Source organism: Trinickia symbiotica (assembly GCF_003028655.1).
In the GTDB taxonomy this organism is placed as follows: Bacteria; Pseudomonadota; Gammaproteobacteria; order Burkholderiales; family Burkholderiaceae; genus Trinickia; species Trinickia symbiotica_A.
Map to the genome: position 1 here is coordinate 14,669 of NZ_PYUC01000009.1, position 14,656 is coordinate 29,324.

The 14,656-nt window shown below is 55.1% G+C and carries 11 protein-coding genes and 1 riboswitch; all 11 genes read left to right on the forward strand.

What is annotated here, in order from left to right; all coding sequences use genetic code 11:
- Positions 1–13 precede the first annotated feature (13 nt).
- The 11 genes from C9I57_RS18435 (at position 14) to C9I57_RS18485 (ending at position 14,616) form a co-directional block, all read left to right on the forward strand.
- The gene (locus C9I57_RS18435) at positions 14–841 is read left to right on the forward strand and encodes an IclR family transcriptional regulator (protein ID WP_107152102.1); all 828 of its coding nucleotides are present in this window, start codon (positions 14–16) and stop codon (positions 839–841) included.
- 496 nt (positions 842–1,337) lie between these two features.
- Positions 1,338–2,417: an ABC transporter substrate-binding protein gene (locus C9I57_RS18440; RefSeq protein WP_219909884.1), complete on the forward strand. Its 1,080-nt coding sequence runs from the start codon at positions 1,338–1,340 to the stop codon at positions 2,415–2,417.
- A 16-nt stretch (positions 2,418–2,433) separates the two neighbouring features.
- Positions 2,434–2,528, forward strand: a riboswitch (glycine riboswitch).
- A gap of 101 nt (positions 2,529–2,629) precedes the next feature.
- The gene (locus C9I57_RS18445; protein ID WP_440130226.1) at positions 2,630–3,919 is read left to right on the forward strand and encodes a D-amino acid dehydrogenase; all 1,290 of its coding nucleotides are present in this window, start codon (positions 2,630–2,632) and stop codon (positions 3,917–3,919) included.
- A 286-nt stretch (positions 3,920–4,205) separates the two neighbouring features.
- Positions 4,206–5,813 carry a Re/Si-specific NAD(P)(+) transhydrogenase subunit alpha gene (locus tag C9I57_RS18450; RefSeq protein ID WP_107152330.1) on the forward strand — a complete coding sequence of 536 codons (1,608 nt, stop codon included), beginning with the start codon at positions 4,206–4,208 and terminating at the stop codon, positions 5,811–5,813.
- Between the two features lie 32 nt (positions 5,814–5,845).
- Positions 5,846–7,258: a Re/Si-specific NAD(P)(+) transhydrogenase subunit beta gene (gene pntB, locus C9I57_RS18455; protein WP_107152331.1), complete on the forward strand. Its 1,413-nt coding sequence runs from the start codon at positions 5,846–5,848 to the stop codon at positions 7,256–7,258.
- 456 nt (positions 7,259–7,714) lie between these two features.
- Positions 7,715–7,948: an IS3 family transposase gene (locus tag C9I57_RS32795; RefSeq protein ID WP_181321875.1), complete on the forward strand. Its 234-nt coding sequence runs from the start codon at positions 7,715–7,717 to the stop codon at positions 7,946–7,948.
- A 743-nt stretch (positions 7,949–8,691) separates the two neighbouring features.
- A complete protein-coding gene (locus tag C9I57_RS18465) occupies positions 8,692–9,795 on the forward strand; it encodes an ABC transporter substrate-binding protein (protein ID WP_146166233.1) in 1,104 nt (367 codons plus the stop codon).
- On the forward strand, positions 9,796–10,992 hold the full coding sequence (locus tag C9I57_RS18470) for an ABC transporter ATP-binding protein (protein WP_219909885.1): 1,197 nt from the start codon (positions 9,796–9,798) through the stop codon (positions 10,990–10,992).
- 90 nt (positions 10,993–11,082) lie between these two features.
- Positions 11,083–12,324 (forward strand): ABC transporter permease, encoded by a 1,242-nt coding sequence (locus C9I57_RS18475; RefSeq protein ID WP_107152106.1) that lies wholly within the window; start codon positions 11,083–11,085, stop codon positions 12,322–12,324.
- Positions 12,324–13,175 (forward strand): ABC transporter permease, encoded by an 852-nt coding sequence (locus C9I57_RS18480; RefSeq protein WP_107152107.1) that lies wholly within the window; start codon positions 12,324–12,326, stop codon positions 13,173–13,175. Before C9I57_RS18475 ends, C9I57_RS18480 begins: the two co-directional genes overlap by 1 nt.
- A 154-nt stretch (positions 13,176–13,329) precedes the next feature.
- Positions 13,330–14,616, forward strand: coding sequence for a M24 family metallopeptidase (locus tag C9I57_RS18485; RefSeq protein ID WP_146166234.1), 1,287 nt, complete (start codon positions 13,330–13,332; stop codon positions 14,614–14,616).
- Positions 14,617–14,656 lie beyond the last annotated feature (40 nt).

Sequence of the window (14,656 nt, forward strand, 5' to 3'; positions counted from 1 at the left end):
GGGCGCAAGTCAAATGTCCGATACTGATATCGATAAGAGTGACCGAATTCCCCGACTTGAAAGAGTTGCAATGGTTCTTGAGGCGATCAACCGAACAGACCAGGGACTCACCCTGGTGGAAATTTCCGCGCAGACCGGGATGCCGATGCCTTCGGCGCATCGGCTCGTAAACAACATGCTGGACGCTGGGTTTCTCGTGGGGCAGCGCGGAAGGTCGCGCTACCGGATCGGGCCGCGACTTATTCGGATATTTCAGAGTTCGCTGAGTCTCGAAACGCTTCAGGCACTCACCGAGCCAACGCTGCAGAAGTTGGCGGACAGGTTTGGTCAGGTGGCGTATCTCGTGAGGCTGGTTCAGGACTCGATTCAGCTCGCCGTTACGGTGCTGCCATCGTCGCCTAGCCGCAACCTGATCTATCCAGGCAATGTGTTTCCGCTCAACGCCACTGCCTCGGCAAAAGCGCTGCTTGCCTTTCAGTCGGAGGCTGTGATCGACCAGCAACTCCAAGGGCCACTCGAGAAATATCGCCCCAACACCATTGTTGACCCGGAGAAGCTGAAAGCGAGGCTGGCAGCGGTGCGGGCGCAGGGCTACGCGATCAGCGACGACGAATTCGATCCCGGTGTCTACTCGATTTGCTGTCCGGTGTTGATTGGATCTGCGGGCGCGCTATATGGCGTCGGTATCGTTGCTCTCAAGGAAAGACTGCTAATGAGCTTCGATACGGAAACAGTCATACAAAGCTTGACAGAGGCTGCAGACGAGTTGCGCGCGACCTTGCAGTCCACGGGTCTGCATGCTGTGAGTGACGGTGAAGGCGAGGGCGATGCCCGGACATAGGCGTCGTGAAATCGCATCGATTGCGCAGCGATTTGCCACACCGCGAGCAATCCCCCGCCGGAAATCGGGCGGCGCTGTCATGGGGTTGCGGCGCTCGCCGTAACCCGCTCTTCTTCTTACGTCGCGATAGAGCGTGAGGCTAAGTCGGTTTGGCCAGCCCAACTGCGACCGTCGTCCCTCCTTCCCTTGAGCGGCCGTGCCGGCACTGGCGGCCTGCGCGCCGTCACTTCGCACGTCGTTGTCTCCCCAGGCCTGGCGACCGAGCATCCGAAGATTCAGAAATCATGTGGTGTCTTTTTATTTTCCGGAATCCGGGGGGCTTACACCGGTCGACGGCAAGGTCGAGCTCGATGTGGTGGGCCGAGAGTAGGTAAATTCCATAATTGATAACGAACTTCCGTTTTTCGATACTTCTGACGGTGGGGCCCTGCAAGGGGCATCTCGAGCAACGATCGTATTGATCTCGATGCGGTTTCTTCATAGAAAAGGTGATGGGATGAACGTAGTGAGAAGGATGTTGATCGCGAGTACTGCCTTGCTGGTTTCGATGTCTTCGATGGCCCAAGGCGGCAAGGAAATAACCGTTGCATCATGGGGTGGAAGCTACACAGAGGCACAGAAGAAGGCCCTTTTTGATCCATTCACCAAGGCGACGGGGATCGCCGTCAAGGTCATTGAGTACAACGGCGGCTTAAGCGAAATCCGTGCTCAGCAACAAGCGGGGAAGGTGGTTTGGGACGTAGTCGTTTCTGACATTTTCGACGAGCGACGCGCGTGTGAAGACGGCCTGCTGACGAGATTCAACGCATCAACGCTTCCGGCTAATCCTGATGGCACTGCTGGCGCGTCCGACTTCGTAGCGGGGACTACGTCGAAGTGCAGCATGGGGTCGATCTCATGGGCACGAGCCATTGCCTACAACGCGAATGCACCAAAGCAGCCAAAGACCATCAAGGATTTTTTTGACACTAAGAACTTCCCCGGCAAGCGCGGGCTGCAGAAGTCACCCGTTGCGACGTTGGAGTGGGCACTAGTTGCCGACGGAGTACCGCGAAAGGACGTCTATACCGTCTTATCGACGCCTGCCGGCGTTGATCGAGCCTTTCGTAAGCTCGATACCATCAAGAAAGATATCGTATGGTGGGAGGCCGGTGCTCAGCCCCCGCAATTGCTTGCATCAAATGAGGTCGTCATGACGTCCGCTTACGCGGGCAGGATTTTCGTCGCCCGCATGGAGGGAGCACCGTTCAGGATCATGTGGGATAGCGACGTTTGGTCAACTGATTTCTTTATGATTCCCAAAGGTGCACCGCATACGCAAGAAGCTCTCGAATTTGTGAAGTTTGCGAGCCAACCTGATCGCCAAGCTGCTCTGTCTACGCTGACATCGAACGGGCCGACACGGCGCTCGGCGATCGCTCTCGTCGGTAATTATCCCGGCACGAAGGAAAGTGTCGCACCACACATGCCTACGTACCCCGCGAACCTGAAAGATTCGATTCAGGCTGGCGCGGATTTCTGGGCCGAAAATCAGGACGCACTCAAGTTGCGCTTCACGCAGTGGCTTCTGCAGTAACGACAGATTTGCATTGACACGCGCTGCAGGAGAGACCGCAGACACATGGGCTGCGGCGCCGACGGAGCAACCGCCCCGGAAACTCTCAGGCAAAAGGACTGTAGCGTCGTTTTAAACTCTGGAGAGAGGCATGCACGTATGCCCACCGAAGGGGACGGCGGAGTTTTGCGCCCAAGCTCTCAGGTACCGGGACAGATGGGGTACGCGCCGAAATCTCGGCGAAGTCTTTTTTCAAGGACTCGACCATGCCCCACATCATTGTTATTGGCGCCGGCATAACGGGCGTTACGAGCGCGTATGCGCTCTCCGAGCTTGGATACCAGGTGACTGTTATCGACCGACATCTCTATCCGGCGATGGAGACGTCCTTCGCTAACGGCGGACAGCTTTCGGCTTGCAACGCTGAAGTTTGGAACAATTTCGGGACAATTCTGAAGGGACTCCGATGGATGCTCAAGAAGGACGCTCCGGTCCTTTTCAATCCGAGGCCATCATGGCACAAATATTCATGGATTGGGGAATTCGTCTCCAATATAGCGAACTACAGCGATAACACCATAGAGACAGTCAGGTTAGCAATCGAAGCCCGGAGCCATCTTTTTGCGATTGCCGAACGTGAGCAGATTGATTTCGACTTGGAAAAGCGAGGTATTCTTCACTTCTACCATGACAGAAAATCGTACGACGCTGCTACTCGGACCAATCAACTTCTGGTATCAGGTGGTCTCGAGCGCTTTGCAGTGTCGCCAGCAGAAATTAAACGAATCGAGCCTGCACTTCAAGGCAAGTACTACGGGGGGTACTTCACACCCTCTGACTCAACCGGTGATATCCACCGGTTCACGCGAGGCCTCGCAGTTGCCTGCGAAAGGCGCGGCGTGCGCTTTCGTCACGGCGTAACAGTTGAGCATGTTCAATGCCCGCAAAACGGGGTCCGGCTTACCGTTGCAACTGACGAAACTGAGGGCGAAATGGCAGCGTATCCGGAGCGCGAAAATTTGGCGGCAGATGCACTTGTTGTATGCGCTGGCGTGGGGAGTCGCCGAATCGCGGCCCTATTGGGTGACCGCTTAAATGTATATCCAGTGAAAGGGTATTCGATAACGGTACACCTTGACGACGAGCCCAGCATGTCGCTTGCGCCTTGGGTAAGTCTTCTCGATGAAAGCGCAAAAATCGTGACCAGTCGCCTTGGCATTGACCGGCTCCGTGTTGCCGGAACAGCGGAATTTAATGGTTATGACCGGGACATTCGTATGGACCGCATCGATCCACTCATTCGATGGGTGAATAAGAATTTTACGGTTAATACGTCGCGCGTAGTTCCATGGTCGGGACTTCGTCCGATGATGCCTAACATGATGCCACGGGTTATGAAAGGCAGGGCGCCGCGCGTGTTCTATAACACGGGCCACGGCCATCTCGGATGGACTCTTTCTGCAGCGACGGCAGTGGCGTTGGCCAAAGTGATTTGGGAGCATATGCCGACGGAAATCAATTGAAACCCGGCTACATCATGGATTATCGCCGCTTGTTTACGCAACGATACCAAAAGAGCTTGGGTTAAATCAATTGTCCGGGGCTGCGAGCGTCGAGCCTGCACTTAGGCAAGGCGTTCTTGTGACGAGAAATCCAACGTGGCAAAGATGCGTGCGGCTGTAACCATTGTGTTCGGGATTTAGCTCGTGGGTAAAGGCATGATTTATTTCTTCAACTTAAAAGCGTTATTGAGGCTCAATTGATCTTTCCTGGTTCTCATAGTGAATGCTCAAATTCGGGGGGGCACTGATGCAGCCTACCGTGGTTCCGAAGCCGCAGCGTATCGGTGTGCCGCGGGAAATCTTCCCCGGCGAAAAGCGCGTGGCCACCGTGCCCGACGTAGTGGAAAAGCTCATCAAGCTCGGCTTTACGGTGGCCGTCGAATCGGGCGCCGGCGAAGCCGCCAACTTTGATGACGACGCCTACCGCACTGCAGGGGCCGAAATCATCGATAGCGCAGCTGCACTCTGGGCGACCTCGGACATCGTACTCAAGGTGCGCCCGCCGAGCGATGAGGAGGTCGTGCTGATGCGCGAGGGCGGGCTGCTTATCGACTTCATCTGGCCGGCCCAAAATCCGGAGCTGATGCGGCAACTCGCCGCGAAGAGCGCCACGGTGCTGGCAATCGACTGCCTGCCACGCACCCTGAGCCGTGCGCAGAAGATGGACGCATTAACTTCCACCGCCGGCGTCAGTGGGTACCGTGCCGTCATTGAGGCGGCGAACGCCTTCGGTCGGTACTTCAATGGCCAGATTACAGCGGCAGGCAAAGTGCCTCCGGCCAAGGTTTTCATCGCTGGCGCCGGCGTGGCGGGCCTCGCGGCGATCGGAACTGCAGCCAACCTCGGCGCGATCGTACGCGCAAACGACACGCGTGCCGAGGTGGCCGACCAGGTCAAGTCGCTAGGCGGCGAGTTCGTCACGGTCGATTACGACGAGGACGGCGCGGGGGGCGGGGGCTACGCAAAGGTGATGAGCGAAGGCTTTCGGGCTGCGCAGAGAGAGATGTACGCTCAGCAGGCCAAGGATGTAGACATCATCATCACAACTGCGCTGATCCCTGGCAAGCCGGCCCCGACGCTCATCACTGACAAAATGGTCCAGTCGATGAAATCCGGTAGCGTGATCGTGGACATGGCGGCCGAGCAAGGCGGTAACTGCGAATTAACGGTACCCGGTGAGTCCGTTGTGCGTCATGGAGTGACCATCATCGGCTACACGGATCTTCCTTCTCGACTTGCCAAGCAATCGTCGACACTGTATGCAACCAATCTGCTCCGCCTGGCCGAGGATCTGTGCAAGGCGAAGGACGGTGTGGCTGTCATCGACATGGAAGACGACGCCATTCGTGGCCTCACGGTGATCAAGAATGGCTCCATCACCTGGCCGGCGCCGCCTCTCAAGGTGGCTCCGGCTGCTGCGCCCAGGTCCGCCGCCCTCCCGGCCGTTGAGAAAAAATCTGGCCACGCTCACGGCAGTGGTGCGCCACTGACTGCCAAGGCACTCACGGTCATATTTGCGATTGCGGTCGCGCTCTTCTGGGGAGTCGGTACGTATGCGCCCGCGGCGTTCTTGGGCCACTTCACAGTGTTCGTGCTTGCCTGCTTCATCGGCTACATGGTGGTGTGGAACGTCGCGCCCGCATTGCACACGCCGTTGATGAGCGTGACCAATGCGATCTCCAGCATCATCGCCATCGGCTCACTGGTGCAGATTGCACCGCCGGCCGCGGGGTCAAATGGGCGACTCGACGGATTAATCTTCCGGTTAGCCTTTGCCGCACTAGTCCTTACCGCGGTCAACATGTTCGGTGGATTTGCCGTGACGCGCCGGATGCTTTCCATGTTCCGCAAATAAGAAAGAGCTAGATCACGCAAGGAAAGTCGATGATATCCCAGAGTCTCGCCACGGCGTCGTATCTCGGCGCCGCCATTTTCTTCATTCTCAGCATGGGTGGCTTGTCGAACCCGGAAACCTCGCGCCGCGGTAATGTGTTTGGCATGGTCGGCATGGCGTTGGCCGTGCTAGTGACGGTGTTCGGCCCACGGGTCAGCTCGTCGGGTATCGCCTGGATCGTCATCGCCCTGGCTATCGGTGGTGGCATTGGTCTGTATGCCTCTAAGGTCGTGAAGATGACCCAAATGCCCGAGCTTGTCGCTCTCATGCACAGTCTGGTGGGCTTGGCGGCTTGTCTAGTGGGTTTCGGCAGTCATGTGGACGCCTCGGTTCAGTTCCAAGGTGCTGAGAAAGTTGTCCACGAGGTGGAGATCTACGTCGGAATCTTGATCGGCGCGGTCACTTTCTCGGGTTCGCTCATAGCCTTCGGCAAGCTCGCTGGTCGTATCGGGGGGAAGCCGCTCCTTTTACCTGCGCGCCACTGGCTGAACCTGGTTGCATTGCTGGCAGTGGTCTGGCTCGGTCAGGTATTTCTGAATGCCCACGATCTGGTAGCCGGCGTGAAGCCGTTGATCGTGATGGCTGGGATTGCGCTGCTGTTCGGCGTGCATATGGTTATGGCCATCGGCGGCGCAGATATGCCGGTCGTGGTGTCTATGCTCAATAGTTACTCGGGCTGGGCCGCTGCGGCTACCGGCTTCATGCTGAACAATGACCTGCTGATCGTTACTGGTGCGCTTGTGGGTTCGTCGGGTGCAATCCTAAGTTACATCATGTGCAACGCGATGAATCGCAACTTTGTCAGCGTGATCGCTGGCGGCTTCGGCTCGGGCGCACCAGCCAAACGGGCAGCGGCAGGCGATGTAGCCGGACCGCACGGCGAGGTAGTGCCCGTGAGTGCCAAGGAGACGGCCGACATGCTCCGGGAGGCCAAGAGTGTGATCATCGTGCCGGGCTACGGCATGGCCGTCGCTCAGGCTCAGCACACGGTGTATGAAATTACGACGATTCTGCGCGAAAAGTGTGTGGATGTTCGGTTTGCGATTCACCCGGTGGCCGGTCGCATGCCGGGCCACATGAACGTGCTGCTGGCCGAAGCTAAGGTGCCCTACGACATAGTGATGGAGATGGATGAGATCAACAACGATTTTCCCGATGCCGACGTAGCCTTGGTGATCGGCGCAAACGACATCGTTAATCCGAGCGCCGCCGAGGATCCCGCCAGCCCCATCGCGGGCATGCCTGTGCTCGAGGTTTGGAAGGCGCGGCATTCAATCGTGATGAAGCGCTCCATGGCCTCGGGCTATGCCGGCGTGGACAATCCCTTGTTCTACAAGGAAAACAACCGAATGTTGTTCGGCGATGCGAAGAAGATGCTTGACGAGGCGCTCGGTGCGCTCGGGTGAATCGCACCGGAAAGATTTGGAGACCTCAGACCTTGGCGGTAACGGGAGATCGGAAGCATTCAAAACGAAAGCAAGGTGAGGAAGCCCACCGGGACGCGGTATTCGGATGAGGTTCGGGAGCGGGCGATCCGCATGGTGTTCGGGCACCAGCATGAGTATGAAACGCACGCGGCAGAGGTTCGCTCGATTGCTTCGAAGACGGGATGTCGCGTGAGACGCCTCGCAACTGGATTTTCCAGGTTGAGCGCGACCGCGGAAATGACGGGGCGCGACGAGCTACGAGTTGGCCCGCCTGAAGCAACGTGGCGCGAGAACCGTGAGCTGCGGATGGCCAACGAGATCCTCCGTAAGGCGTCCGCGTGTTTCGCGCAGAGGAACTCGGCCGCCGAGCGAAGCCATGATCGCATTCATCGACGCGCATCGCGACGGCGTTACGGTATCGAGCCGATCTACCGCATGATGCCGATCCCTCCGTCGACGTACTACTGTCACGCCGGGCGGCGTAGCGATCCGGAGGATTGGCCAGTGGGAGCGCGTCGCGATGCTGAATTGAAAGCCGTCATCCGTAAGGTCTGGGACGGGAACTTTGGCGTGTACGGTGTGCGCAAGGCGTGGCACCGGTTGCTGCTCGACGGCGTGAAGGTCGCGCGCTGCACGGTTGACATGGCGCAGCTTCTCGCACTGACCTAGATGAGGTCGTGGTCATCGACGAAATCGCCCGGCTGAACCCTAAGGGCGTGTACGCGCTTTGGATGTTGGTTCTAGCATCCGTAGGGGCGTCTGTCTCGTCGCTGTATGGCGCCGTTGTGTTGGCGAGGCAGGCAATGAAAAGCCGGCGGCATGCAAGCTGTCCCCTATCCAGTACCGGTTACATCTCCTCCCTGCCTCGAACTCGTTAAAGCGCTTTCGCCAACTTGCTCTCACCGCGCCGCCCTTCGGGGGCGGCGGCCAGAAGCCCGCTCCAGGAATATTCAAGACTGTTCAAACTAGCCAGCGACTAGTCCGGTAGGTTCAAGGCAGCTTCCTTCCATTTTCCGGAATTCAGTGCAGCGGCGCGGAACGATCTTCGTTGTGCCGTTACCCAGGCGTAGCCGTCCCCGTAGCTATGTTCGCTTGTGCCGAGCCGCCCCACAGAGCGGAGGCATGCCCGGAAAGAGATGACGAAGCGCACGCTGCATCCGGAGTTTCACCTATACAGCGGTTCGTTGACATGCCATAAGTGGCGACGTATATTCCAGATATCGAAATATTGACGAGTAATCAGGAATACAGTTGCGATGCGTTCTGTCGATGGAAGGCCGAGCCGACACGACAGCTCGTTGGTGGTCGGTAAAAATCCTGAGCAAAAATTTCGAGTTTAGGTGGAAAATTCCGTTTATAGGAATCATCAACGAAACGCCTCATTGATAGGGCGGGTCCACAAGGGGATTGAGATGAAAGTTGGCGTTCTGGCTTTGATTCTGGGTCTTGCGGTGGCCGGGCAAGCTTCGGCACAAAAGACTTTGACCGTCGTTTCTTGGGGAGGCGACGACACGAAACTGCAGCAGGAAGTGTTTTACATTCCGTTCGAAAAGGAAACAGGAATACGAATTAATAGCGTCGACTATTCAGGGGGGAATGCGCAGGTTCGGGCACAGGTCGAGAGCGGAGCAGTTTCTTGGGATGTTGTTGATGGTGAAACATCCCTTGCTCTGAAGGGATGTGCGGAAGGTTTGCTAGTGGATATCTCAAAATGGCCTTTGCCACCCGCCCCGGACGGGACGCCGGCGAAAGACGATTATCTTCCCGGGGCGCTCGTCGATTGCGGTGTAGGTTGGACAGCATGGACCGTCGCCTTTGGGTATCAGAACAACCTTCCCGTGAAGCCTCAAAACATTGCCGATGTCTTTGATACCAAGAAGATTCCTGGCAAGCGAGGTTTCTCCAAGAGCCCGCTTTACGTGCTGGAGTTTGCCCTTGAGGCTGACGGCGTATCTCCACATGACGTTTACAAGGTGCTGCGGACGAAAGAAGGAGTTGACCGTGCTTTCGCCAAGCTGGACACAATTAAAAAGGACATTGTTTGGTGGGATTCATGGTCTCAAGGCATGCAACTCCTCGCCGACAAGGAAGTCGTTATTGGAATGTCGGCTTCAGGCAGACTCCGAACAGCAAAGACCCAACGCCATCTTCCGATCGACATCCTCTGGAACGGGCAGATAGTTCAAACAGACGCCTTCACGGTTGTGAAGGGGACGAGGAAGGAAGAATATGCGAGAAAGTTCATCGAGTACATCTCGCGCCCAGACGTCGAAAAACGAGTTTATGTGCCTACGGCTCAATACAAACCGGCTACAGACTCTCTCCGCCCCAACGTTTTCCCGGTACGCCGGTCGGCGATGAAGGCGGTTGACTACGATCCTACTGACGCACCGGTAATAAAAAGTCTTTTAGGCGCCGAGGCGGGTTCAAGTACTTCCGTGTTCGACGACGGCACCTTTTGGTCTAAGTACTCGGACGAACTGAATATTCGGTTCAACGCTTGGCTGCAGAAGTGATTGCTTGGCTTTGAAATAGAACAGAGCTCAGGTCTCTCTGTGGATAACTGTTACCAAGTTTCTTCGCAAGAAAAACGCGAGGTATCCGTGCTGCAAGCTGCTGACGAAAAATACTTAGTGCGCTATCAGAATATCGCGAAGTCCTACGATGGCCGGAATTTTGCGATCGAAAACTTCGACCTCGATATTCTACCCGGCGAGTTCCTGACAATGCTCGGCCCCTCAGGATCCGGTAAGACAACACTTCTCATGATGCTCGCCGGCTTCGAAAGCCCCTCCGTGGGAAGGATCCAAGTGCGAGGTCGTCCTATTCACGAAACGCCCCCGTACAGGCGCAACATTGGCATGGTCTTTCAAAACTATGCATTGTTCCCCCACATGACTGTTGCTGAGAATATCGCCTATCCGTTGAAGGTCCGCCGAGTGCAGCGAAGCGACATTCAAGAGCGGGTTAAACAAGCGCTCGATATGGTTCAACTTGGCGCCTTTTCCCAACGGCGGCCCGTGCAACTTTCGGGTGGACAACAACAACGTGTTGCTTTGGCTCGCGCTCTGGTGTTCAACCCCGAGATTGTGCTAATGGATGAGCCGCTGGGAGCGCTCGACAAGATGTTGAGAGACGAAATGCAGTACGAGATAAAAAGACTGCACACCAAGGTCGGCGTCACGATAGTCTATGTGACACATGACCAATCAGAAGCGATGGTGATGTCAGATCGCGTTGCGGTGCTGAACAATGGCGCGTTGCAGCAGCTCGCGCCTCCGAAAGTACTTTACGAGCAACCTTCGAATGCCTTCGTGGCAGGATTCATTGGTGAAAATAACAGGATTAACGGTACATTAAAGGCCTTCGAAGGAAATTACTGCGTTGTTGAATTCGGAAACGATCGCACGCTGAAATGCAGACGCGGAGATGTTTCAGTCACAGGGCAATTATCGACGGTAACTATCCGTCCGGAACAGATCCATGTCACGTCCGTCGGAGGTGCGCCGGAGGACGATAATTGCTTTCAAGCTATCGTGGCCGAAGTCACATATCTCGGCGACTATTCCCGGTTCCAGATGCGGCTTGTGGGTGGCGGTGAGATCTTGGTGAAGCACTCGAACGCTCGGCGATTTACAGCCTTTCAGCCAGGCGAATCAGTATCGGTCAGCTGGTCTCGGGACGAAGCGTGTGCCTTTCAGCGACACAGTTGAAGGCCGGCATGGGCTTCCTCATGCGATCGGTCCGCATCACGGTGAAGTACTTTTCAGGTCGATCATTGACTTATTAGCAAAGGAAACGCAATGGCAGTCCTTATCAGCCAACACGAAGTGCCTTCTGCTGGCCGTAAGCGTATTTCGCTTAACGGCTCCATAGGAACGATCGTTTTGCTGACACCGCTAATCGCCTTCATGTCTTTTTTCTTCTTTTTGCCCATCGGTATAATGATGAGCCGCAGTTTTTATGATCCGGAGCCATCACTGATTCTTTCAAAAACAAAAGACGACTTAAAGCAGTGGCAGCCTGCGCAAGGCCTGCCGAATGAGGTTATCGTCTCCGATTTCGCTCAAGAAATCACTCAAGCAGAAAAACAGCATCAATTGAGCAAAGTTGGTGATCGAATGAAGGATCGCATGCCGATGGCATCGCAATTGTTGCGATCGGCGGCAACTGCGGTATCTCGATCAAGTGCCATATCCCCATTAGATGCCTTAGTCAGATCAGATCCGGCATGGCGGAACGTCAATACCTGGTCAGTACTGAAATCTAGCTTAAGCTCTGTTTACCCCGATAAGTACCTCGGTGCGCTCGACCTTGTGAGAAGTCCCAACGATAAAATCGTCCCTGTGGACGATGGATCTTTCGTAAATCTTAGGACCTTTTGGCGCACGATATGGATGAGCGGAGCAATTTGTCTTGCATGTCTAATTCTTGGATATCCGGTTGCTTACCTGATGTGTCAGCTGTCGCCATCAAAGGCCAGCATTTGCATGACTGCAGTACTCATTCCTTACTGGACTTCCGCACTAGTGCGGACCACCGGATGGATTGTCCTTCTACAGCGGGAAGGTGTAGTCAACAAGGTTCTTATGGCGCTTGGACTGCTCGCGCCCGATCGGCGGTTTTCGATGATCTTCAACATGTCCGGGACACTGATTGTGATGGTTCATGTCCTTCTGCCAGTCATGATTCTTCCTCTCTACAGCGTGATGTTGAAAATTCCACCGTCACAGATGCGCGCCGCGACGTCGCTCGGAGCGCATCCCTTACGCGCCTTCGCAACCGTTTTCGTGCCGCTGAGTAGACCAGGCATTGCAGGTGGCGTAACCCTTGTTTTTATGCTTTCCGTTGGCTTTTACGCAACACCAGCGCTCGTAGGCGGTGCACACGGGACATTCATTGGAAACATCATTGCGTATCACATGCAAACCAGTCTTAATTGGGGCCTTGCGGCAGCGCTCTCTTCACTGCTGTTTGCGCTGGTTTTGGGCATATATGTTTTTTATGCAGGGCGAGTCGCCCGAGGCGGAAAGGTATTTGCATAATGAGACACAGCTACTATTCATCAACTGCGTTGAGGTTCGCATGGCGCTCGTACGTAGTGCTTTGCGTTTTAATCTTTGCCTTTTTGCTATTACCTCTTTTGGTGATCATACCTCTCTCTTTTAACGCGTTGCCCTACTTCTCGTTCACGCCCGGTATGCTGAGGTTGAGCCCTTCTGCTTACTCGCTTCAATGGTACGAAGAGGTGATCGGCAGCCGTTATTGGCAACTTGCTTTGTGGAACAGCCTCTTCATTGGGCTGTTCTCTACCGCTATCGCAACCGTTCTCGGTACGTTGGCGGCACTCGGTATGGAGCGAGCGCGTTTCCCTGGTAAAGAGCTCGTTTCGGCGGGGTTGCTTCTGCCAATCTTTGCTCCAACGATTGTGCTAGCGACCGGTCTCTACTTCCTCTATGCAAAGCTTGGGTTGCTTGAGACCAGAACAGGAATTATTTTCGCCCATGCCGCCATCGCGTCTCCATATGTGCTGATTTCTGTCAGGGCTGCTCTGTCAATGGTCGACTCGCGGCTAACTAAAGCCGCACAGAATCTCGGGGCTAACCCCGTGTCTGCGTTTCTCACGGTCACCTTGCCGCTGGCTCTCCCGGGAGTCATTGGTGGCGCCGTTCTTGCATTTGTAACGTCATTTGACGAACTCGTCATCGTCTTGTTTATAGGCGGTGGCGACACTACGACGATCCCCCGGCAAATGTGGACTGGGGTCCGCGAGGACTTAAGCCCACGAGTACTTGCCGTGTCGACGATGCTAACAGTATCCGCTGTTGTCGCGCTCACGTTTATCCAGGTTATTAGAAGGTCAGCCGAGCGACGCAACCGCACCGTCACGCCATAACTCTCGCGCGCGTCACATGCACCGCGAGCAACGGCGAAATGCCCTTCTTCATGCGATATATCCGTTGCTAAGGCCCCTGTGTTTTTTTCTCGCCGGAATTGCCTAACACCTTCTAGTTGCGGTGAACTGCGACTTTAATCTATGGGAGTTTTTTATGTCGAAAACAGAATGGGTAGATCCTGCGAAACGCAATTTCCGCACCGTGCCGGATCGAAAATATTTGGCAAAGAACACCCCAGGAGTGAGCCTTGTTGACTACGCACCGCAAATCGATATGGCTGGCGTTAGAGCATACCGCTTGAAGCGCGTTCAGGACGAGCTAAAAAGAGCTGGTCTTCCAGCAATTCTTCTATTTGACGCAGTGAACATGCGATACGCATCAGGCATCGCGCTGGAACAAGTTCAGCAACAGCGGCATCCTTATCGAGGCCTGATCGTCTCGGCGGAGAAGGGCTGCATTGCGTTCTCTCGCGATCATTGGAGGCCGATGTTGCCTGCCTTGGAAACCATCACTGAGATCCGGCCGAGCGACGCGAATATGTCCAAATCAGGACCGGCGGCGGTCCAAAGTGCAAGCCTGTGGGCAAAAGATATCGCGCAAATACTTCGTGAACATGGCGAACATGATTTGCGTTTGCCGGTCGATCGACTTCCTGCAATAGCGATTTCAGCGCTTCTCAAGGAAGGCATTAAAATAATGGATGCCGACAGTATCATGTATGCTGCTCGAGCCATCAAAAGTCCCGACGAGATAACGTTGTTCTCGATTGCAATCTCGGTGGGGGAAGCAGGCGCCTTCAAAATGAGAGAGGCTTTGAGGCCTGGAGTCACTGAAAACGAGGTTTTCTCTCACCTGCATCAGACAAATATAGCGATGGGCGGAGAATGGTGCGATTTGCGCCTTGCCAAATCTGGCGGGGGAACAAATCCTGGTCTCCAAGAGCACAGTGATCGTCGCGTCCGCGCCGGTGATTTATTTCATTTTGACACCGACATGATAGGGCCGTTTGGTACGTTCGTCGACTTTTCACGTACTTTCTTTTGTGGGCCGGGTCGACCGTCCGATAAACAACGAGACATGTACAAACTGGCTGTCGAGCATATTGAGCACAATCTCAGCATAATCAAAGCGGGTGTGACAATCGGTGAAATCGTAGACAAATGCTTTAGGCTGCCAAGCAATTGTATTAAGGGACGTTACATGAGCATGATGCACGGCTTCGGCCTCACCTATGATTATCCGTCTATTCGCTATCCATATGACTATGACGGGACAGGGAAAGATGAACCGCTGCATGAATATATGACTCTTTGTGTCGAGGCACTCATTGCCCCTGACGACGATGCAGAGGCGGTAAAGCTTGAGCAACAGATACTAGTGACGGAAGGTGGGTATCAATTGCTCTCCACCTTTCCATATGAGGAAAAATTGCTTTTGTAAAAGATTAACGAGCCGTGTGTTTGTCTATCGTTAAAAATCA